General features: G+C 38.4%; 20 protein-coding genes, 1 pseudogene and 1 other annotated feature. Of the genes and pseudogenes, 19 read left to right on the top strand and 2 right to left on the bottom strand.

The window, feature by feature from the left end; genetic code table 11:
• The first annotated feature begins 92 nt into the window (after positions 1 to 92).
• The 5 genes from KSHG_RS01080 (at position 93) to KSHG_RS01060 (ending at position 4,574) form a co-directional block, all read left to right on the top strand.
• Entirely contained in the window at positions 93 to 1,301 is a 1,209-nt protein-coding gene (locus tag KSHG_RS01080) for an argininosuccinate synthase (RefSeq protein WP_010300587.1), read from the top strand.
• Entirely contained in the window at positions 1,301 to 2,671 is a 1,371-nt protein-coding gene (argH, locus tag KSHG_RS01075) for an argininosuccinate lyase (protein WP_010300584.1), read from the top strand. The genes KSHG_RS01080 and argH overlap by 1 nt, the downstream gene beginning before the upstream one ends.
• Positions 2,672 to 2,906: 235 nt before the next feature.
• Positions 2,907 to 3,614 carry a cytochrome c biogenesis CcdA family protein gene (locus KSHG_RS01070; protein WP_026022467.1) on the top strand — a complete coding sequence of 236 codons (708 nt, stop codon included), beginning with the start codon at positions 2,907 to 2,909 and terminating at the stop codon, positions 3,612 to 3,614.
• A gap of 54 nt (positions 3,615 to 3,668) precedes the next feature.
• Complete coding sequence (locus KSHG_RS01065) at positions 3,669 to 4,028, top strand: response regulator (RefSeq protein WP_010300579.1); 360 nt, start codon at positions 3,669 to 3,671, stop codon at positions 4,026 to 4,028.
• A gap of 21 nt (positions 4,029 to 4,049) precedes the next feature.
• Positions 4,050 to 4,574 carry a CcdC family protein gene (locus tag KSHG_RS01060; protein ID WP_010300577.1) on the top strand — a complete coding sequence of 175 codons (525 nt, stop codon included), beginning with the start codon at positions 4,050 to 4,052 and terminating at the stop codon, positions 4,572 to 4,574.
• Between the two features lie 903 nt (positions 4,575 to 5,477).
• Here KSHG_RS01060 and mscL read toward each other — a convergent pair.
• Positions 5,478 to 5,861, bottom strand: coding sequence for a large conductance mechanosensitive channel protein MscL (gene mscL / locus KSHG_RS01050; protein ID WP_010300574.1), 384 nt, complete (start codon positions 5,859 to 5,861; stop codon positions 5,478 to 5,480).
• A gap of 129 nt (positions 5,862 to 5,990) precedes the next feature.
• Here mscL and KSHG_RS01045 point away from each other — a divergent pair, with 129 nt between their 5' ends.
• On the top strand, positions 5,991 to 7,409 hold the full coding sequence (locus KSHG_RS01045) for an MFS transporter (protein WP_010300572.1): 1,419 nt from the start codon (positions 5,991 to 5,993) through the stop codon (positions 7,407 to 7,409).
• Between the two features lie 45 nt (positions 7,410 to 7,454).
• Here KSHG_RS01045 and KSHG_RS01040 read toward each other — a convergent pair whose 3' ends face one another.
• The gene (locus tag KSHG_RS01040) at positions 7,455 to 8,000 is read right to left on the bottom strand and encodes a cysteine hydrolase family protein (protein WP_010300570.1); all 546 of its coding nucleotides are present in this window, start codon (positions 7,998 to 8,000) and stop codon (positions 7,455 to 7,457) included.
• Between the two features lie 385 nt (positions 8,001 to 8,385).
• On the opposite strand from KSHG_RS01040, the gene KSHG_RS18640 reads away from it, so the two are divergent.
• From KSHG_RS18640 to KSHG_RS00970, 13 genes and pseudogenes are all read left to right on the top strand, one after another.
• Positions 8,386 to 9,027, top strand: a complete 642-nt coding sequence (locus tag KSHG_RS18640; protein WP_010300568.1) for an alanine racemase — start codon at positions 8,386 to 8,388, stop codon at positions 9,025 to 9,027.
• Complete coding sequence (locus KSHG_RS18635; protein WP_010300565.1) at positions 9,024 to 9,554, top strand: type III PLP-dependent enzyme domain-containing protein; 531 nt, start codon at positions 9,024 to 9,026, stop codon at positions 9,552 to 9,554. Before KSHG_RS18640 ends, KSHG_RS18635 begins: the two co-directional genes overlap by 4 nt.
• A complete protein-coding gene (locus tag KSHG_RS01025; RefSeq protein WP_010300562.1) occupies positions 9,542 to 10,834 on the top strand; it encodes a D-arabinono-1,4-lactone oxidase in 1,293 nt (430 codons plus the stop codon). Before KSHG_RS18635 ends, KSHG_RS01025 begins: the two co-directional genes overlap by 13 nt.
• 303 nt (positions 10,835 to 11,137) lie before the next feature.
• Entirely contained in the window at positions 11,138 to 12,805 is a 1,668-nt protein-coding gene (gene ilvD, locus KSHG_RS01020; protein ID WP_010300559.1) for a dihydroxy-acid dehydratase, read from the top strand.
• A gap of 24 nt (positions 12,806 to 12,829) precedes the next feature.
• Positions 12,830 to 13,076, top strand: a binding site (T-box leader).
• Positions 13,077 to 13,154: 78 nt separating this feature from the next.
• Positions 13,155 to 14,897 carry a biosynthetic-type acetolactate synthase large subunit gene (ilvB, locus tag KSHG_RS01010; protein WP_010300557.1) on the top strand — a complete coding sequence of 581 codons (1,743 nt, stop codon included), beginning with the start codon at positions 13,155 to 13,157 and terminating at the stop codon, positions 14,895 to 14,897.
• On the top strand, positions 14,897 to 15,412 hold the full coding sequence (gene ilvN, locus KSHG_RS01005; protein WP_010300554.1) for an acetolactate synthase small subunit: 516 nt from the start codon (positions 14,897 to 14,899) through the stop codon (positions 15,410 to 15,412). The genes ilvB and ilvN overlap by 1 nt, the downstream gene beginning before the upstream one ends.
• Positions 15,413 to 15,460: 48 nt before the next feature.
• The gene (ilvC, locus tag KSHG_RS01000) at positions 15,461 to 16,477 is read left to right on the top strand and encodes a ketol-acid reductoisomerase (protein ID WP_010300551.1); all 1,017 of its coding nucleotides are present in this window, start codon (positions 15,461 to 15,463) and stop codon (positions 16,475 to 16,477) included.
• Positions 16,478 to 16,479: 2 nt separating this feature from the next.
• A pseudogene (locus KSHG_RS15800) lies at positions 16,480 to 18,020 on the top strand (2-isopropylmalate synthase).
• Between the two features lie 75 nt (positions 18,021 to 18,095).
• Positions 18,096 to 19,190: a 3-isopropylmalate dehydrogenase gene (gene leuB, locus KSHG_RS00990; RefSeq protein ID WP_010300549.1), complete on the top strand. Its 1,095-nt coding sequence runs from the start codon at positions 18,096 to 18,098 to the stop codon at positions 19,188 to 19,190.
• A 16-nt stretch (positions 19,191 to 19,206) separates the two neighbouring features.
• Positions 19,207 to 20,613 (top strand): 3-isopropylmalate dehydratase large subunit, encoded by a 1,407-nt coding sequence (leuC, locus tag KSHG_RS00985; RefSeq protein ID WP_010300544.1) that lies wholly within the window; start codon positions 19,207 to 19,209, stop codon positions 20,611 to 20,613.
• 14 nt (positions 20,614 to 20,627) lie between these two features.
• On the top strand, positions 20,628 to 21,218 hold the full coding sequence (gene leuD / locus KSHG_RS00980; protein WP_010300541.1) for a 3-isopropylmalate dehydratase small subunit: 591 nt from the start codon (positions 20,628 to 20,630) through the stop codon (positions 21,216 to 21,218).
• A 193-nt stretch (positions 21,219 to 21,411) separates the two neighbouring features.
• A complete protein-coding gene (locus KSHG_RS00975) occupies positions 21,412 to 21,624 on the top strand; it encodes a hypothetical protein (RefSeq protein WP_010300537.1) in 213 nt (70 codons plus the stop codon).
• 373 nt (positions 21,625 to 21,997) lie between these two features.
• Positions 21,998 to 22,831, top strand: a complete 834-nt coding sequence (locus tag KSHG_RS00970; RefSeq protein WP_010300534.1) for a tetratricopeptide repeat protein — start codon at positions 21,998 to 22,000, stop codon at positions 22,829 to 22,831.
• Positions 22,832 to 22,847: the final 16 nt, after the last annotated feature.

Below are 22,847 nucleotides of genomic sequence, written 5' to 3'. Positions count from 1 at the left end.
CTAATAAAAATTACATGCTATTATAAATGCATAAATATTAAATATAAACGTATAAAAATACAATTTAATTTACAACTTTGGAGGAAAACATTATGACAAACAAAAAAGTAGTACTTGCCTATTCAGGCGGTTTAGATACATCGGTTGCAATCACATGGTTACAAGAACAAGGATACGAAGTCGTAGCTTGTTGCTTAGACGTAGGTGAAGGGAAAGACTTAACACACGTAAAAGAAAAAGCACTTAAAGTAGGCGCAGTTGAATCATACGTCATCGATGCAAAAGATGAGTTTGCTGATGATTTCGCTCTAATGTCTTTACAAGGTCATACATGGTATGAACAAAAATATCCACTAGTATCTGCATTATCTCGTCCATTAATCGCTAAAAAATTAGTTGAAATTGCTGAAAAAACGGGTGCTACAGCTGTTGCACATGGTTGCACAGGTAAAGGGAATGACCAAGTTCGTTTTGAAGTTGCTTTCAACGCATTAAACCCAGATTTAGAAGTGTTAGCACCTGTTCGTGAATGGGGCTGGAGCCGTGAAGAAGAAATCGAATATGCAAAAGAACGTAATATTCCGATTCCAATCAACTTAGACTCACCATTCTCAATCGACCAAAATTTATGGGGCCGTGCAAATGAATGTGGTATTTTAGAAGATCCTTGGGCAAAACCACCGAAAGATGCTTATGACTTAACAGTTGAAATTGAAGATGCACCAGATGAAGCGGACATTATCGAAATCGAATTCGTAGCAGGTGTCCCAACGAAATTAGATGGTGTAGAATACAAATTATCTGAAATGATTTTAAAATTGAATGCACTTGCTGGAAAACACGGTGTTGGACGTATTGATCACATCGAAAACCGTCTTGTAGGAATTAAATCTCGTGAAGTATATGAAATCCCAGGTGCACATACATTATTAATCGCACATAAAGAATTAGAAGATTTAACATTAGTAAAAGAATTAGCTCACTTTAAACCAGTCGTTGAAAAACAATTAACTGAACTTATTTATAACGGCTTATGGTTCTCTCCATTACGTGAATCAATTCAAGCATTCATCAAAAATACACAACAATACGTAAATGGTACGGTACGTGTACGTCTATTCAAAGGTCATGCAATCGTTGAAGGACGTAAATCACCAAACTCTTTATACGATGAAAAATTAGCAACGTATACGAAAGATGATGAGTTCAACCACAACTCAGCTGTAGGTTTCATTGAATTATGGGGTCTTCCAACGAAAGTAAATGCTATCGTGAACGGTAAAAAAGTAGGTAAAAACTAATGAGCGGAAAAGCATGGGGCGGTCGCTTCCAAAAATCTGCTGAAGCTTGGGTAGATGAATTTGGTGCTTCAATCGGTTTTGATCAACAACTCGTTACAGAAGATATCGAGGGCAGCATAGCTCACGTAACGATGCTTGGAGAATGTGGTATTTTAAAAGCTGATGAAGTAGAAACAATCAAAGGCGGCTTAGAACAATTAAAAGTAAAAGCTGACAACAATGAACTAGAATTTAAAGTAGAAAATGAAGATATTCATTTGAATCTTGAAAAAATGTTGACGGATTTAGTCGGACCAGTTGGTGGTAAATTACACACGGGACGTAGCCGGAATGACCAAGTGGCAACAGACATGCACTTATTCCTTAAAAAACGTGTCGTCGAAGTAATTGAATTAATTCAACAGTTACAAGATACTATTGTCGAGCAAGCAGAGGACAATATTGAAACGTTAGCACCAGGTTATACGCATTTACAACGTGCACAGCCAATTTCATTTGCACATCATTTAATGACATATTTCTGGATGTTAGAACGTGATAAACAACGCTTTACAGAATCTGTGAAACGTATTGATATTTCACCACTTGGTGCGGGTGCCTTAGCGGGTACGACTTTCCCGATTGACCGTGAATTAAGTGCGAAACTATTAGGCTTCTCTAATGTGTATCAAAACTCAATTGATGCGGTTAGTGATCGTGATTTCATCGTTGAATTTTTATCAAACGGGGCGCTTATGATGGCACACTTATCACGTTTTGCTGAAGAAATCATTCTTTGGTCAACAGATGAATTTAAATTCATCGATTTAGATGATTCTTTCTCAACGGGTTCAAGCATTATGCCACAGAAGAAAAATCCAGATATGGCCGAATTAATTCGTGGTAAAGCGGGCCGTACGTATGGGAATTTAATGGGCTTACTAACGGTTCTAAAAGGAATTCCACTCGCGTATAACAAAGATATGCAAGAAGATAAAGAAGGCATGTTCGACACGTTACATACGATTGTCGGCGCATTGAAAATCTTCGAAGGCATGGTTCGTACGATGACAGTGAATAAAGACGTGCTACATAAAGCCGTCCACAATGACTTCTCCAATGCGACAGAACTTGCCGATTATTTAGCCGCAAAAGGCATGCCATTCCGTGAGGCACATGAAGTGACAGGGAAACTTGTTTTCACATGTATTCAACGAGGCATTTACTTACTTGATTTATCTCTAGAAGATATGCAAGAAGGTAGCAATTTAATTGAAGCGGATGTATACGACGTATTAGCACCAGAAGCTGCTGTAAAACGTCGTCATTCTCTTGGGGGAACGGGTTTCGATCAAGTGAAGAAACAATTAGAATTAGCGAAATCATTATAAATTTTATTGGTGGATGAATGACAGAGGGGATTCTAAGCCGATCTAGGACATGTACATATGTTCTTCAACAAACGAACAGACAGAGGGCTGTTCGTTTTTTTGTTATGTTTATATAGAAGTCATTTTTTCGTGTTGCAAATCACCCATAGATTGATTACGATAAAAACGTTCATTTGTGTTCGTAAGTTCACAGTTATTTCATAATTATATGGGATACTTATATGAGTAGGAGGGAATGAATATGGATTTAACGATTTATATTGCTTTTGCTGCAGGTTTGTTCAGTTTTATTTCTCCTTGTACTTTGCCATTATATCCAGCCTTTTTATCGTATATTACAGGTGTTTCTTCTGACCATTTACGTAACGGTGGAATGAAACAGCGTACGGCCATTTTACATACAATTTGCTTTTTAATAGGATTTTCACTCGTATTTATTGCATTAGGGTATAGCACGACGTGGATTCGTGCACTCTTTTTTGAATACGATGAGCTTATTCGTCAAGTAGGTGCGATTTTCATCGTCTTTTTCGGCTGTGTAATGGTCGGGATTTGGACACCACGTTTTCTTTTAAAAGAACGACGTGTTACATTGAAAAATCGACCAACAGGTTTTTTCGGTTCGATTTTAATAGGTCTCGTATTTGCTGTCGGTTGGACACCGTGCACGGGTCCTATTTTAGCATCGATTTTCTTCTTGGCTGCGACTGCCCCTACGCATGCGGTAAATTATATGGCAAGCTATGTCATCGGATTTAGTCTTCCTTTCTTGACACTCGCTTTTTTCGTACCAAAATTAACATGGGTGAAAAATAAAATGCAACTGTTCTTTAAAATTGGTGGCATAATTATGGTCATCGTCGGTATTTTATTATTTTTTGACCAAATGAGTACGTTAAATCGTTTATTTATACCTATATATGGCGATTTTATCGGTTTTTGATTCGCAATTTAAAGAATTTTATATTATAGTTTATTTGTTTGCGGGGGGAATTATATGCACACTGTATTAGTAGTAGATGATACGTTGTTTATTCGTGAAACGATTAAGCGGATGATTGCAGGACAAGGGTTTGACGTAATTGGAGAAGCGGAAAATGGCGAAGAAGCAATCGAACAATACAAAAAATTACATCCAGATATTGTGACGATGGACATTACGATGCCGATAAAAAATGGGTTAGAAGCGACGAAAGCAATTTATGAATATGACAAAAATGCAAAAATTGTCGTGATTACAGCAGTTGGTCAACAAAAGAATGTCGTAAAGGCACTTAAAAACGGTGCAAAAGATTTTATGACGAAACCTTTTGATCAACAGCAGCTTCTTCACGTGCTATACAAACAAGTTGATTAAATAAAGAAAGAAGAGATTGATGTGATTGAATTTATACAAAACTTACCTTCTACTTTTTGGGTAGTTGCATCAACGGTATTTGTTTTAGGTATGGGGATTATGGCGATGATTATGCGCCAAAAATCATCTAAGAAACCAGCGAGTGCTAAAAAAATAATGATTCCGCCACTTGCGATGTCGACAGGAGCACTAATGTTTTTATTCCCCTTTTTCCGTGTAACATTTGAACACTTAGTGATTACGGTATTGATCGGTATGCTATGTTCGACTATTTTAATTAAAACGTCAAAATTTGAAATTGTTGAACAAGATATTTATTTAAAACCGTCTAAAGCATTCGCAGTCGTACTCGTTGTACTACTCGTTTTGCGTACGGTTGCCAAAATTTATTTAGGTGGAACATTCCATCTTGGCGAATTAGGTGGGATTTTCTTTATTTTAGCGTACTCTATGTTATTACCATGGAGACTGGCGATGCTCGCGAAGTTCAATAAATTAAAAAACAATTATCGGAATTTGCGTAAATTGTGGAGAAACCTGTCATAAGTTGTGACAGGTTTTTTTCGATTGTCTTATTCATGACGCAAAGGATGTAGAATGTGCTAGAATGGCTAATAGAATGCAAATAAATCGATTACAAGTCAGAAAGAGTGATTTCATGAAAAAGCACTTATTAGTAGCTGCGAGTGTACTGTCTTTAACATTAGCGGGTTGTAGCAGTGGCTTAACAGGTACAGAAGAAGAACAAAAGAAAAACAGAAGCAGCAAATGAAGAAAAAGCTGCTACGAGTTCAACGACGAGTTCAGAATTAAATCAAATTATCGTTATTCCACGTACGTATTTAAATAAAGATGGTACTTCTAGCGAAATTGATACGAAATCAATCGAGCACGTACAAGTAGAAGATAAACAAACGAAATATACGTTTACACAAAAAAATTAGCAGAACAACGTGATGAAATTGATACGAGTATCGTTGCAGCATTACAAGATTTAGCAGATGGGAAAACGTTAGATTCTGTAACGAAAGTAGATGCTTATAAAGATTTTGCTTATATTAAAATTACAGTAGATGCGAAAAAATTTAATGAGAAAAAAGATCCATATGTTTTTGATGCATTAGCTGTTCCAATCGCGACATATCAAATTTTAAATGGTATTGACGAACCGAAAGCAGAAGTCGTATTCGTAGATAGCGAAACAGATAAAACGCTCGTAACGAAAAAAATTCCTGCAGACGTACCGAAAGAGTAGTAAAATAAAGAAACAGTAAAGTCTGCATGAGCAGACTTTTTTTATTGGACAGGAATCTATATAGTGGATGAATAGTTCGAATGATTTGGACGGCGTAAGAGAGCGATAGAGTGAAGGAATTTTAAAAATGGACTACACTAATAAAAAATAAAAAACTCGCTATGAAAGTTCATAGCGAGTTGATATAGATCTCATTATTGTTGTTTGTCATTTTGTTGGCGTAATAACTCGCGAATGTCTTTAAGGACATCTTCTTGTGTTTCTGTAGCTGCTTCTTCAGCGACTTCTTTAGGTTTACGCATTTTGTTGCCGATCGACATAATGATTTTGATAAAGATAAAAATTGAAAAAGCAATAATAACAAAATCGATAACACTTTGAATGAATTTACCGTACATGATGCTCTTATATGCTAAGTCTGAAACATCAACTTTACCAACAAGAAGAGCAACGAGTGGCATAATAATATTTTCTACTAGAGATGTAACAATTTTACCGAATGCTGCACCAATCACGACACCGACTGCTAAATCAATCACATTGCCTTTAAGAGCAAACTCTTTAAATTCTTTCCACATGATTTGGAGAACCTCCTTTATGAATAAACTGTGAACAAATTGTATGATACAGAAAAAAATGTAAATTTTCAAATGTTTTTCTGAAAAAATGTTAAAAATAGTGCATTATGCACTGAAGGAGCGTATGAAATGAATATTGTATTTGTTGCCATTTTGTTTATTACAGCATTAGCGGCAATTGAAGGAACGATTGTAGCGACAGCTGTACCAACCATTACGACTGATTTAAAAGGTGCGGAATGGATGAGTTGGATTTACACAGCCTACTTATTAACTTCGGCTATTGCTACGGTAATCTTCGGGAAATTAGCGGACTTATTTGGCCGCAAAAAAATGTTATTAATTGGGATTAGCTTTTTTACGATCGGTTCATTATTGTGCGGAATCGCAACGTCGATGCCGTATTTAATTATTAGCCGTGCGATTCAAGGAATTGGGGCAGGTTCGATTTTACCGATTACATTAACGATGGTTTCAGAGCTATTCAAGCAAGAAAAACAACGTGCAAAAGCACAAAGCTATATTAGTATGGTATGGGGCGTAGCGGGCGTCGTAGGTCCACTAATTGGTGGATTTTTAATTGATTTTACTTCATGGCACTTTATTTTTATTATGAATGTTCCATTTGCGTGTATTGCGTTTTATATTATTGCCAAATCTTATCATGAAGTGAAACAGACGACGAAAGTTAAAATTGACTATATCGGGGCGATGTTATTCACTGTCGGAACGATTGGCTTTTTACTTTTATTAATGAATGGTAGTCAAAGCGGGCAATGGGTAAGTGGACAGCAACTACTAGGTTACATTGTTTTACTAGCTGTTTGTACAGCCTTTTTCTTTGTTGAAAAGAACGTATCGGATCCATTGATTCCATTTGCTCTTTTTAAAAATAGAAAATATAGTTTCTTACTTGGGTTATCATTTGCTTCGATGGCACTTGTGATGATTTTCTCTGCGTACATTCCCGTTTTAGGGCAAAGCATTTTAGGCTATTCTGCTACGAAAGCAGGGCTCATGCTTGCACCGTTCTCACTTATGTGGACAATCGGCGCGATGGCAATTGGGTCGTTAATTGGAAAAGTGAAAAATGCGATATTTATGTTAACCGGTACGATTTGTTTAATCGTAGGGGCAGCGATGCTTATTTTTATTTCTTTCGATACATCGATGTACTATTTATTAACTGCAAGTAGCATTGCCGGACTTGGTATGGGGTTAATTTCACCGCTCATTATTTTGTCTATCCAAAAAGTCGTACCAGCGAATCGTCTTGGTATTGCGACCGGCTTAAATTCTTTTTCAAACACGTTTAGTCAGTCAATTAATGCGTCGGTTTGTGGCATTATTTTTAATATGCTCGCATTAAATCCATTAATTATTTTAGGATATACGAATGTGAATTTAGCTGAAAAAGCATATGAAATACCGGTTATTGATCATCTCATTTCAGGTATACATGGTGTCTTTTTCACGGCAACTATTTATGCGTGTATGACGTGTGTATTAATTAGTTTATTTTATAAAAAACGTAAAACGACTTTATAAAAAAAGGAAGTCCTATTTTAGGGACTTCCTTTTTTTATATGTTATTTACAATACCTTTGCGCCGAGACTATTTTTAAAATGGTTCAGAGCCCATTCGTGCCCGGCTGCGTTAAAGCTTGCGACGCCCTTTTCGTGAATCGTCACGGTAAATCCTTCATTATAAGCATCGATGGCCGTGTGTAAAATACAAATATCGGTACAAACACCAACGAGGTGAATGGATGTAATGTTTCGCTCACGTAATTTTAGAGCGAGATTCGTACCGGCAAAAGAAGAGTAACGTGTTTTGTCCATCCAGTAGACGTAAGGTTCTTCTTTTATATGTTCGTACGCTGTTGCGACGGTTCCATACAGTTTTCTTCCATCGGTATCGCGAATATTGTGCGGGGGAAATAGCTTCGATTCAGGATGATATGGATCTTCTTGTTCATGAAGGTCACAAGCGAATACAATGAAGTCTTTTTGTGCGGCCATTTTCACCGTTAAATCGGTAATATATGTTTCTAATTGTTGCCCTGGTTCCCCACACGTTAGTGCACCATTTGTTGCGACGAAATCGTTCGTATAATCAATAATAAGTAAAGCTTCCATCTGACACCTCCTATGTTCTACTTTACCGAATACATAACGATTTGTCTAAAAATAAAAAATGTCACAAAATAGACAAAAAATAGTTGCAATATTATAAAGGTGATTGTATTATTAAAACAAATATTAAGAGCGAACGAGCGATTAATATAATTGAAGCAGTGAAAGGTGGAATTTATTATGAAAGAAATGTCAGTGAAAAAATATAACCAAATTGGCTTTTTAGTTGCGGGGATTCATCTATTCGTTATGTTGAATTTGGCATTAGACTTAACATTCATTCCAGGTGTCAATGTGTAATCGTACGACGCAATTCATTCTGCTGCTCATAAATTGAACGAGTTTTCGTTTCATTTTATGAGCAGCTTTTTTTATGGAGGGAAAACAGATGAAACATAGTTCATTTCTTCAACAATTAGAAGCACCTTTTGCTTGGTTAGACCTAGAAGCGTTGGAGGCGAATAGTTTACAAGTGAAGAAAATGGCATCGACTAAAAAAATACGTATTGCAACAAAATCGATTCGTTCGGTCGATGTATTGAAAAATGTAGCGACCCTTTTAAGGGAACAACTAAGTGGTTGGATGACATATAGCGCTGCAGAAACCGCTTTTTTATGTGAAAAAGGATTCGACCATTTTTTATTAGGATATCCGACGATGGAAACGACGAGTGTCCGAGCGTTATTGCAATGGATCCAAAAAGGGAAAGATATTACGTTTATGGTAGATTGCGAAGCGCACATGAGACATTTAAATGAATTAGCATTGGAACGCAATGTTTCTGTAAATATTTGTATTGATATTAACGTATCGCTAGATTTGAAAGCGATTTATTTTGGGACGAGACGTTCAAGTGTTACAAATGAATTACAACTTAAAAAATTGATTCAACAAAGCCGTTCTTTTGGGCAACTTCATATTACATCACTTATGGGGTACGATGCACAGTTGGCTGGTGTAGGAGATAAACCGTTAAACAAAGCAAAAGGGATGTTGATTCGACAACTTCAAAAAAATCAAAATCAATGATTCAAGCACAACGGCAAAAAGCTGTCCAGCTAGTAGAACGTCATGTTGGGCCACTCCAATTTGTAAATGGTGGAGGCTCGGGGAGTCTACGCTTCAATGCATCTTGTCCAGAAGTAACTGAAATTACAGTCGGCTCTGCTTTATATAAACCAGCATTGTTTGATGCATATAAAGAGATGCCTTTTCAGCAAGCAGCTGGTTTTTGCTTACGTGTGACGCGACAACCTGATGCACAGACAATTGTGTTACATGGAGGTGGATACATAGCGAGCGGAGCTATATCCGTAGATAAAATGCCGAAGCCGTTAGACGAACAATTGGAATTTTTCACATTAGAAGGTGCGGGTGAAGTACAAACGCCGATGAAACAACGAACAAAAACGTATAGCATAGGAGATCTTGTGTTTTTCCGTCATAGTAAAGCGGGTGAACTATGCGAGAGATTCCAAGTGCTGCATACGTTTAATAAAAATGGTTATGTCGGTCCATATCAAACATATAGGGGGGAAGGGCAATGTTTTCTATAAAGAAAAATTGGCGAAATTGGGGAGAAACAGCGTCTCGAGAACAAGCTTCTTTTTACACACCACAAAGTATTGAAGACGTTCAAAACATTGTTATTCGTGCGAAAAATCAAAATAAAACGATTCGAACAGTTGGGACGGGACATTCTTTTAGTCCAGTCGCATTACCCGATTGTTATGCGATGGAATTATCTCATATGACGGGGTTAATTCATGTAGATGAAACCTTACAACAAGCGACGTTTTGGGCGGGTACGCGATTGTATGATGTCGGCCCTTTGCTGGCAGCATCTCAATTGGCACTAGAAAACATGGGCGATATCGACGTCCAAACGATTGCTGGAGCCATTAGTACAGGAACGCACGGAACAGGTATTCAGCTCGGTTCGATTTCGAATCAAATTGTCAGATGGGGCGTCGTTGATGGGAACGGTACGTATCGTCAAATTACGAGGGAGGATGCTTATTCGGAGAGTATGCATATTTCTCTTGGATTAATGGGCGTTATTACAGACGTCACGATTCAAGCGGTACCTTTGTACGGACTTGCTTATGACTGTTCTAAAGTGACGACAAATACGTTGCTGTCGACGTTTCAAAAGACCGTTCAAACGAATCGACATGCGGAATGGTTTTATTTCCCTGGTCAAACGGACGTACAGCAAAAAGTGATGAATCCAATCGATCCGATGACTGTTCAAGCGAAGCCTTTGTCGAAGATGGACATTTTTTTAGAAAACAACGTATTACAATATGCTTCGAGTTTATGCAAAGTGATACCAAAGGCGACGAAGCTCGTTAGTAACTTGAGTGCGAAAGCTGTACCGATAGGTCAACGTGAAGATGTGAGTTATCAATTGTTTGCGACACCACGTAAAGTGAAGTTTGTAGAATGTGAATATGCGATTCCTATTGAAAATTTTGAAGCTTGTTTTGAAGAGTTGCATGAAACATTGTCACGTCATCCGTACGCTGTCCATTTTCCAATAGAAATCCGAACACAAAAAGGCGAGCGCGGCTTTTTAAGTCCGACACAAGGGGAGGATTGTGTGTTTATTGCATTTCATATGTATAAAGGAATGCGTTATGAACCGTATTTTCGTTACGTACATTATGTCACTTCAAAATACGGTGGACGGGCACATTTCGGTAAGATGAATCATTACGATGAGGGTGATTTTAAACGACAATATGCCAAACATAATATATTTCTAGCACATATCGAGCAATTTGATCCGCAAGGTTTATTCCGAACAGCGTTCTTCAAACGAATGCTAAAATAAATTCGGAATGATTTCATTGCGATATATTGCATAGAATAAATAAAAATTTTTTCTTTTTTCAAAAATGAGCAAAAAACAGCAATAAAGCCATTGAAAGCGTTTTAATTTACAATAAAGTTTTTAAAATAGTCTGATAATTCAAAATAGACTGTTGACTTCAATGGTTATACATACTATGATAACAACAATTTAAAAAACGTTTTACAGCGTTAACAGCACAAGAAAGCGCATCACACACCGATGTTATAAAAGTGTGGCGATGATATTCTTTTGCGGGTTGTCTATATAGAAGAGGTGTAGAATATGCGAAGTGACATGATAAAAAAAGGGATCGACCGAGCACCGCATCGTAGTTTATTATATGCGGCTGGTGTAAAAACGAAAGATTTAGACAAACCATTTATCGGAATTTGTAATTCATATATTGACATTATTCCGGGACACGTCCATTTACAAGAGTTCGGGAAAGTCGTTAAACAAGCGATTATCGAAGCGGGAGGAATTCCATTCGAATTTAATACAATCGGTGTCGATGATGGTATTGCAATGGGGCATATCGGAATGCGTTATTCTCTCCCATCACGTGAATTAATTGCAGACAGTGCAGAAACCGTTATTAATGCACACTGGTTCGACGGTGTATTTTACATTCCAAACTGTGACAAAATTACACCAGGTATGTTAATGGCAGCGGTTCGTACGAACGTTCCTTCTATATTTGTTACGGGAGGACCGATGGAACCGGGCGTTTCATCTAAAGGAGAGCCACTTTCACTTACATCGGTATTTGAAGGTGTAGGAGCTTATAAGAGTGGACGTATGAGTGAGTCGGAACTACTTGATATTGAACAAAATGCTTGTCCAACTTGTGGTTCTTGTTCAGGAATGTTTACAGCCAATTCAATGAACTCATTAATGGAAATGGTCGGGCTGACAGTTCCAGGAAATGCGACAATCGTAGCAACGTCAAAAGAACGCCATGAATTGATTAAACAAGCTGCTAAAAACTTAGTGGACATGATTAAAAATGATGTAAAACCACGTGATATCGTTACGAAAGAAGCGATTGATGATGCTTTTGCTTTAGACATGGCAATGGGTGGTTCAACGAATACGGTTCTTCATACACTTGCGTTAGCACATGAGGCGGAAATTGACTATAAAGTTGATGATATTAATGAAGTCGCCAAACGCGTACCGTATTTAGCAAAAATTATGCCAGCATCTAATTATTCGATGCATGATATTCATTTAGCAGGCGGCATTTCAGCAATCATTCATGAATTAACGAAAATTCCAGGTGCCATTCATCCAGATCGTATAACGGTAACAGGGAAAACTGTTCGTGAAAACGTCGCTGAAAATAACATTACGAACACCGATGTCATTCGTACGAAAGACAATCCGTACAGTAAAGTAGGTGGTTTATCTATTTTATTCGGTAATATCGCACCGGATGGAGGCGTTATTAAAGTAGGTGCTGTCGATCCATCTATTCAAACGTTCCGCGGCGAAGCGATTTGCTTCAACTCACAAGATGCGGCACAACAAGCAATTGATGACGGGATTGTTCAAGCTGGACATGTTGTCGTTATTCGATACGAAGGACCTAAAGGTGGACCTGGAATGCCAGAAATGCTTGCCCCCACATCAGCGATTCAAGGACGTGGATTAGGAAAAGACGTAGCACTCATTACAGACGGTCGTTTTAGTGGTGCTTCACGAGGCATTTCTATCGGACATATTTCACCTGAAGCAGCAGAAGGAGGTCCGATTGCATTGATTCAAGACGGTGATTTGATTACGATTGATTTACCAGAACGTACCATTAATGTAGAAGTATCGGAAGAACAATTGCAAGAAAGAGCGAAAACATTGCCAATATTTGAACCGAAAATTAAAAAAGGATGGCTTGCTCGTTATTCTATGCTCGTGACATCTGCTTCAACAGGCGGAACGATGAAATATTAATAAAATTATTTGAAAATTGAATAAATTAAAGCGTTGAAGAGGTTAAAGGAAGTAGAATTTGGACTTTGCAGAGAGCTGATGGTCGGTGTGAATCAGTAGCCAACTATTTCTGACATCCCCTCTGAGTGAATGGCTAAACGCATCAGTTATTAGGTCATTCCGGGTGCGTGTCACTCGTTAACTAAAGAATAGAGTAATCTATTCCATGAGGTCGTAAAGGTGACTTTACGATGAAGCAGGGTGGTACCGTGAAAGTTTTTTCATCCCTACGCAAAGCGAGCAACATTTTTGCGTGGCATGAAAAAACTTTTTTTATTGAACTTGAAATGAGTGAAGGAGGAGCTAAAAGATGAGTGCAGAACTTGAATTAGAAAATCATCCATCAACGAAACAACCCGTCGAAACGACACGAAAAACAGGAGCAGAAGTATTTATTGAAACGTTAAAAGAACAGGACGTCGATATTATTTTCGGCTATCCAGGTGGCGCTGTTTTACCGCTATACGATGCGTTATACCGAAATCCAATCAAGCACATTTTAGCTCGTCATGAGCAAGGCGCGATTCATGCGGCAGAAGGATATGCACGTGTGACAGGTAGGCCAGGTGTTGTCATTGCAACTTCTGGGCCTGGAGCAACGAACCTTGTGACAGGAATAACGGATGCGATGATGGACTCCTTACCGCTAGTCGTTTTTACAGGCCAAGTAGCGACGACAGTCGTTGGAACGGATGCTTTCCAAGAAGCAGACATTGTAGGAATTACACAACCGATTACGAAGCATAATTATCAAATTAAAGACGTACAAGATATCCCACGTATTATTAAAGAGGCATTTCATATTGCGAATACAGGTCGAAAAGGACCGGTCGTTGTGGATTTCCCTAAAAATATTGCGAATGCATTGTTTGATGCAGCGTCATATAAAGATGAACCGATTAATTTGCCAGGTTATCAACCGACGATTCGACCGAACTTCCTTCAAATCAAAAAAGCAATTGAACTCATTCAAAAAGCGAAAAAACCGATTGTGTTAGCAGGTGCAGGGATTTTAGCTGCGAACGCTAAATTAGAATTTAATCAATTTATTGAAAAATATCAGCTACCTGTTGTGAATACGCTACTCGGCTTAGGAACAATCGAAAACGATCATGCCCTGTTTTACGGTATGGCTGGAATGCACGGGACGTACGCATCGAATATGGGGATTTCGGAAGCCGACGTACTCATTAATATCGGTTCCCGCTTCGATGACCGTTTAACAGGCAATTTATCGAAGTTTGCGCCGTCCGCTAAAATTATTCATATTGATATCGACCCAGCGGAAATCGGTAAAAATGTTCCGACAGATGTCCCGATTGTATCCGATGCAAAAGAAGCACTTCAGGCATTGCTGAAGCAAGAGTTTGAAGTGGAAGATCATACAGAATGGGTCACTACGTTAAATACGTGGCGCGAAAAGTATCCATACTGGTATGAAGTCGATGAAGAAGGAACGCTACTACCACAACAAATTTTACAACATGTAAATGATTTAACGAAAGGAGAAGCGATTGTGACGACGGACGTTGGGCAACATCAAATGTTTGCAGCACAATACTTTTCATTTAAAAAAGATCATCGTTGGGTAACATCCGGTGGACTTGGTACGATGGGATTCGGTTTCCCAGCTGCCATCGGAGCGCAATTTGCTTTTCCTGATGAAGTCGTTGTGGCCATTGTCGGAGATGCTGGTTTCCAAATGACACTTCAAGAGCTTGGCTTATTGCAAGAGTTTGATTTGCCAGTCAAAATCATCATGCTGAATAATGCATGTCTAGGTATGGTGCGTCAGTGGCAACAATCATTTTATAACGAACGCTATTCTTCTTCTTTAATGCCTGTTCAACCAGATTTCGTCAAACTGGCAGAAGCATATAACGTGAAAGGAATCGTTATTGACGATGCGAAAACGGCGAAACAACAATTAGCGGAAGCTTTCGCTTACGATGGTCCGGTATTAATTGATTGTCGTGTGAAACAACTAGAACTCGTAACACCAATGGTTGCACCGGGTGCTGGTTTGAATGAAATGATTGGAGTTGAAAAATAATGAGACGCATTATAACAGTAACGGTTATTAACCAAAGTGGTGTGTTGAATCGCGTCACAGGGTTATTAATGAAACGCCAATTCAATATCGAAAGTATTACGGTTGGGCATACAGAACAGCCAGGTATTTCGAAAATGACGTTTATCGTCAATGTAGAAGATGAGCGCAAAATTGAACAACTGGTCAAACAGTTGTCGAAGCAAATTGATGTGATCAAAGTGAATGACATTACAGATAAATCAAATGTTATTCGTGAACTAGCATTAATTAAAGTCGTTGCGCCACCTAACTTACGAGCAGAAATTAATGCCATCGTTGATCCATTTAGAGCACAAGCTATCGATATGGGCAAAAGTGTCATTACATATCAAGTCGTAGGGAATCCAGAAAAAATCGATGCTTTTATTGAGTTAATGAAACCATATGGTATTAAAGAACTCACTCGCACAGGTGTTACAGCGTTTGTTCGTGATTCACAATTACAACAGAAGACACAACTTTCGCTTTTACAATAAAAATAACAAACACAAAAAAATAATGTATATTACAGGGGGAAAAGAATCATGGCAAAAATGTACTATAATCAAGACATCAACGAGAAAGTTTTAGAAGGTAAAAAAATCGCTGTTATCGGCTACGGATCGCAAGGTCATGCACATGCATTAAACTTAAAAGAATCAGGATTTGACGTACGTGTCGGTATTCGTCCAGGAGATTCTGCAGAACGTGCTAAAAATGACGGTTTAGATGTGAAAACAGTAGCAGAAGCTTCTAAAGAAGCAGATGTGATCATGGTTCTTCTTCCAGATGAACGTCAAAAACAAGTGTACGAAGCAGAAATCGCACCAGGTCTTGAAGCAGGGAACTCTTTAGTTTTTGCGCACGGTTTTAACATTCATTTCCAACAAATCGTTGCACCTGCCGATGTAGATGTATTTTTAATCGCACCGAAAGGACCAGGACATTTAGTTCGTCGTACGTATCAAGCGGGCGCTGGTGTACCAGCACTAATCGGTATTTATCAAGATGCGACAGGTTCAGCGAAAGATTTAGCTCTTGCTTATGCTAAAGGTATAGGTGCTGCACGTGCAGGTGTTCTTGAAACGACGTTCAAAGAAGAAACAGAAACGGATTTATTCGGTGAACAAGCTGTTCTTTGTGGTGGTGCTGTAGAACTTGTGAAAGCAGGTTTCGAAACATTAGTAGAAGCAGGTTACCAACCAGAAATCGCTTATTTCGAATGTTTCCATGAATTAAAATTAATCGTCGATTTAATGTACGAAGGCGGTATCGAAAACATGAACTATTCGATTTCGGATACAGCAGAGTGGGGCGAATATGTTTCAGGTCCTCGCGTCGTAACGGCAGCTTCTAAAGCAGCAATGAAAGACGTTTTAACAGATATTCAAAATGGTACATTCGCAAAAGAATGGATTGCTGAAAATGAAAATAATCGTCCACAATATACAGTGAAAAAACAAGCTGTAAAAGATCATCAAATTGAAAAAGTTGGTGAAAAATTACGCGAAATGATGCCATTCGTTGGTCAAAAAGCTCAAGTTGAAGTCGTAGGTAAATAACGATGACAAAAATTGATATCTTTGACACAACCCTTCGTGATGGCGAGCAGTCAGCAGGTATTAATTTAAATACTGGTGAAAAGCTTGAAATCGCAAAGCAATTAGAACGTCTTGGTGTTTCTATTATTGAAGCAGGGTTTCCTGCTTCTTCACCAGGTGATTTTGAAGCGGTTTCTCAAATCGCCACAACGGTGAAAAATTCAACAGTAACTGGTTTGGCACGTGCCATGCAAAAAGATATTGATGTGACATGGGAAGCATTGAAACATGCTGAAAATCCACATATTCATGTTTTTTAGCGACGAGCCCTATTCATATGAAATATAAATTGAATAAAACACCTGAACAAGTCGTTGAGGCGAGCGTGGCAGCGGTGAAATATGCGAAACAATTTTTCCCACTCGTACAATGGTCAGCAGAAGACGCTTTCCGTTCTGATCCTGCATTTCTCGTTCAAATTATTGATGAAGTAATTCAAGCAGGTGCAACGACTATTAATGTACCAGATACGGTTGGTTATGCTAGTCCCGCAGAGTATGGAGCGTTATTTAAATATCTTATAGAAGAAGTACCGAATAGCGATCTCGTAAAATTTTCATCTCATTGTCACGATGATTTAGGTATGGCTGTCGCGAACTCTATTGCAGCAGTGGAAAATGGTGCGAGACAAGTAGAATGTACGATCAATGGTATTGGAGAACGTGCTGGTAATGCAGCGTTAGAAGAAATTGCTGTTGCCCTACATATTCGAAATGATTTGTACAAAATGGACACGGGCATTCATTTAAATGAGATTACACGAACGTCTCGTTTAGTAAGTAAATTAACAGGGTCACCTGTTCAGCCAAACAAAGCCATCGTCGGTAAAAATGCTTTTGCTCATGAGTCGGGTATTCATCAAGATGGCGTCTTAAAAAATCCAGAAACGTATGAAATTATTACGCCTGCACTTGTTGGTGAAAATAAAATACCACTCATTTTAGGAAAACATTCAGGTCGTCATGCATTCAAAGAACGTTCAATTGAAATGGGCTTCGACTTAGATGATGAAAAATTGCAACGTGCATTCGTTTCCTTTAAAGATTTGGCAGATAAGAAGAAAGAAATTACAGAAGAAGATTTACTTACGCTACTAACAGATGAAACGATTCAAACAGCGAATATACCACTGTATTCGTTACAATCTGTTCAAGTGCAATACGGTACGGAAAACATTCCGACCGCAACGGTTCGTGCGACGAAGCCTTCGGGTGAAGAAATTACGGTTGCATCGATTGGTTCGGGCTCCGTTGAAGCGATTTTTAATACACTTGAGAAACTAGTGGAAGAACCGGTTCGTGTATTAGATTATCGTGTATCGTCTGTCGGTTCGGGTCGTGACGCACTCGGAGAAGCGGTCATTAACATCGCATATAAAGATGGTAAATATCGTGGTCGCGATGCGGCACAAGACGTTTTAAAAGCATCAGCAGAAGCGTACTTAGATGCGATTAATCGTCAAATTATTCAACAACAGTTACGATTAAAAGAAGCGAGTTATTAATACGTATTTCAAGGAGAGATGTGTCTTTTAGGCACATCTTTCTGTTACATAAATGTACTTTAGGGGGACAACATCATGGAAAAGAAAATTACAGCTTTACCTGGGGACGGAATTGGTCCAGAAGTAGTAGCGAGTGCAGTAGAAGTTTTACAAGCGATTGCACAAAAATACAATCATACGTTTCATATTGCGGTAGGAGCAATTGGTGGCGCGGCTATTGATCAGTTTAATGATCCGCTACCGAAAGAAACGATTACGTTATGCGAAGAAAGTGATGCGATTTTATTAGGCGCTGTAGGCGGACCTAAATGGGATAATAATCCGTCTGAGTTACGCCCGGAAAAAGGATTACTTCGTATTCGCAAACATTTTGATTTATTTTCAAATCTACGTCCAGTACAAGCGATTCCATCGATGCTTGCATCCTCACCATTGAAAGAAGAAAATGTGAAAGATGTTGATTTGTTAATCGTTCGTGAATTAACAGGCGGTCTTTATTTCGGAGATAGACAACGTTCTGAAACCGACGCATTTGATACGCTTTCTTATACGAGAAATGAGATTGAAAGAATTGTAGACAATGCTTTCCAAATGGCTCGTCTTCGTCGAAAGAAATTAACGTCAGTCGATAAAGCGAACGTGTTAGACACGTCTCGCTTATGGAGACAAATCGTGGAAGAAAAAAAAGTGCACTATCCAGACGTGGAAGTAGAGCATAGCTTAGTTGATTCAACAGCGATGAAGTTAATTACGAATCCGTCAGCTTACGATGTCATCGTGACGGAAAATATGTTTGGCGATATTTTATCAGATGAAGCGTCCGTTATTACCGGTTCTCTCGGTGTACTACCATCTGCTTCTATGCGTGGCGACAACTTTGGTTTATACGAGCCTGTACACGGATCGGCACCAGAAATTGCAGGTCTCGGTATTGCAAATCCAGCGGCGACGATTTTATCAGCGGCGATGTTATTACGATATACATTTGAATTAGGCGAAGAGGCAACAGCAATCGAAGAAGCGGTTGCACGTACATTTGCTGCAGGACACTTCACAGGAGATATGGCACCAAAAGGTACGCAAGCATTATCTACGAATGACTGGACAGAAAAAGTCATTGCAGAAATTAATCCAGCGTATGTGTCAGATGCTATGACGAGCTTATTTTAAGAAAGGATGAGGAACGATGGGAAAAAATATTATTGAAAAAGTTTGGGATAATCATATCGTACATGAAGAAGAAGGAAAACCGGATTTATTATTTATCGATTTACATTTAGTACATGAAGTAACGAGTCCACAAGCTTTTGAAGGGTTACGTCTCAATAATCGTCAAGTTCGTCGTCCGGACTTAACATTTGCGACGATGGATCACAACGTACCCACTCAAAATCTACCCGTCATTAATGATCCAATTGCGAAAAAACAAATTATGACGTTGGCAGATAATTGTCGAGAGTTTGGCGTTGAACTAGCTGATATGGGGCATCCAGATCAAGGGATTGTTCACGTAATTGGACCGCAACTCGGTTTGACACAACCTGGTAAGACGATAGTTTGTGGCGATTCGCATACGTCTACGCACGGAGCGTTTGGTGCCATTGCTTTTGGTATTGGGACGTCTGAAGTCGAACACGTATTAAGTACGCAAACGCTATGGCAAAACAAACCGAAAACGATGGAAGTTCGAGTAGAAGGACAACTAGCGTTTGGGGTTGCAGCGAAAGATATTATTCTAGCTATTATTGCGAAATTTGGAATTGATATGGGTACTGGGCATATCGTGGAGTTCACAGGGGAAGCAATCCATGCATTGTCGATGGAAGAGCGTATGACGATTTGTAATATGTCGATTGAAGCCGGTGCGAAAGCTGGATTGATTTCACCAGATGCGACGACGGTTGAATACATTCGTGGGCGTAAATTTGCGCCACAAACGGAATTTGAAGAAGCGGCAGCGTATTGGTTATCGCTCGCTTCTGATGAAGATGCGACATATGATGAAGTACGGATTATAGAGGCTTCTGAAATCGAACCGATTGTGACGTGGGGAACGAATCCTTCTATGGGAATCGGCGTTTCAAAAAATGTGCCAGCAAAAGAAGATTTTACTGATGAATCGGATAAACAAGCACTTCAAAAAGCACTCGCTTATATGGATTTAGAAGAAGGAACACCGATTACATCGATTGCGATTCAACACGTATTTATCGGCTCTTGTACGAATTCAAGATTACACGATTTACGTGCTGCTGCTTCGGTTATTCAAGGTCGGAAAGTGGCAGATGGTGTCCGTGCCATTGTCGTACCAGGGTCGTATTCTGTTAAGCAACAAGCAGAGCAAGAAGGATTAGATCAATTGTTTTTAGAAGCAGGGTTTGAATGGCGAGAATCAGGATGTTCGATGTGCTTGGCGATGAATGAAGACGTTGTGCCCGCAGGTGAGCGATGTGCTTCCACTTCGAATCGTAATTTTGAAGGACGTCAAGGAGCAGGTTCTCGGACGCATTTAGTATCACCGCCAATGGCAGCGGCTGCGGCCATTGCCGGACATTTTGTAGACGTACGAGAAATTATGAAAGCAACCGTATAGGAGGAGGGCATGTTATGAAACCAATTAATGAAGTGACCAGTGTATTAACGCCTTTAAATCGAAAAAATGTAGATACGGACCAAATTATTTCAAAAGAATTTTTAAAACGAATTGAACGAACAGGATTTGGTCAATACGTATTTTATCATTGGCGGTTCGATGCTTTAGGTAATCCCGTTGAGAATTTCGTATTGAATCAACCTGAATATAAAGGATCCTCTATTCTCGTTGCACACGACAATTTTGGATGTGGTTCTTCTCGTGAACATGCACCGTGGGCTATTTTAGATTACGGTTTTAACGTCATAATTGCACCGAGCTATGCAGATATTTTTCATAATAACTGTTTTAAAAACGGTATTTTACCGATCGAACTATCTATTCAAGAAGTAGAAGAAATTTTAGCAATTAGCGAACAAATAGCGACAGAAGCAACTGTTAGCTTAGAAAAACAAACCGTATCGATTGGGACGAAAGTATATCCGTTTGAAATAGATGCTTATTACAAACAAATGTTGTTAAACGGTTGGGATGAAATTTCGTTAACTATTCAATATGATGAACAAATAAAACGTTACGAGCAAAATCGTACGGTATTTGCTTAGAAAAAGAGCCATTTGATTATTCAATCAAATGGCTTTTTTGTTAAAAATACAATGCTTATTTTTGTCTAGTATTCACTTATAAATGAGTACATTTACTACAAAAATACCAATTATCATTTTAATGGAACTTTCAGATGTTTAAAAAGTCTTATAATTGGAAAATGTTTTATATTAACCTAAGGAGTGGATCGATATGAAGAATAACTTTACCGAAGCGTTACAAACACTGAAAAAAGCAACAGATCAAAAAGAAAGAATGGCGTATCGTTCAGAATTACATGAAGATGAAAAGATATTTGGATATAATGTAAAGTCAAAAAATCAAGTGAAGCATCCAATGGAAGTGAAAATACAACAAGAAATGGATCAACTCGTTGTAATTGACCGTAAATCTATGAAAAAATAAAGTATGTATAACGTTGTTTTATAACAGATAAAATAAAAATATTAATAAATAACTATGTACAAATAATAGTTTTTAATGATAAAATGACTTTAATGACAAAACCGTACAGTTTAGCTGTTTTAAGGGATTAAATTGTGTAGGTTTTTATGAAATATACGGTTCATTTTGTTTTATAACAGATTGTTATAATAGATCGGGGAATCTATGAATCAAATGAATCGTGTATGAGTTGAAGATAGGGGTATCTTCATACATATGACCATGGGGATGGACATATAATAGAAATGTTCGTAAAACGAAGGATTCGATATAAGCGCCTAGCTTAGCTAGGTGCTTTTTTATGCTATATACTAATAAGTAAGAGGTGGTCATTTTGACATATTCAATGGAGCAATTGGCAACAATATTTTTAAAGCATATAACAAAAGATGAACCGTTAAAAATTTATTTAGAAAATGTAGTGACGTTTCCAGATGAACACCTTTATATAGACGAGGACATGATTCAACAAGGACTTCTATTCATCGAAGGAATTAATAAAAATGAAACAGATGCCTATTATGCGATGGGACATTTGTTAAGAAATTTAGATTGTTACGATAGTAGTTTTTACTGTTTTAAACATGCACATAATGCCGGTCTATTACAAGCGACTTACTGGTTGGGGAACTTTCATTACGAAGGATTTGGTACGGAAGAAAATTCGGCAAAAGCGCTTGAGTGCTACAAGCTTGCAGCAAATGCTGGTCTTGCAGATGCGATGAACAATTATGCAGATATGCTACTTCACGGAGAAGTCGTAGAAAAAAATGAAGAAGAAGCTTACGTATGGTTCAACAAAGCCGCAATGCTCGGTGTATCTGAAGCGATGTTTACGATGGGGTATATGTACGAAAAAGGCGTTGTTGTTGAAGCGGATGAATCGACTTCCATTGCATGGTTTAAAAAAGCAGCAATACTTGGTGATTTGTATGCAGCGAATTATTTAGGCCATAAAGCGATGCAACATGGTGATTTTGAAGAAGCGTTTGCTTTTTATATGCAAGCTGCGCGAGGACAAGATGTAGAAGGGGAATACAATGTCGGTTTTTGTTTTGAAGAAGGTATCGGGATAGAACAAAACAAAGAAAAGGCCATTTATTGGTTGAAGCGAGCGGCATTGCAAGGGGACGATTTGGCGAAACAACGGTTAGCACTTTTACAATAAAACATTGTTTTGAAAA

Source organism: Kurthia senegalensis (assembly GCF_000285595.1).
In the GTDB taxonomy this organism is placed as follows: Bacteria; Bacillota; Bacilli; order Bacillales_A; family Planococcaceae; genus Kurthia; species Kurthia senegalensis.
This window is presented reverse-complemented; position numbering and strand designations above follow the sequence as displayed.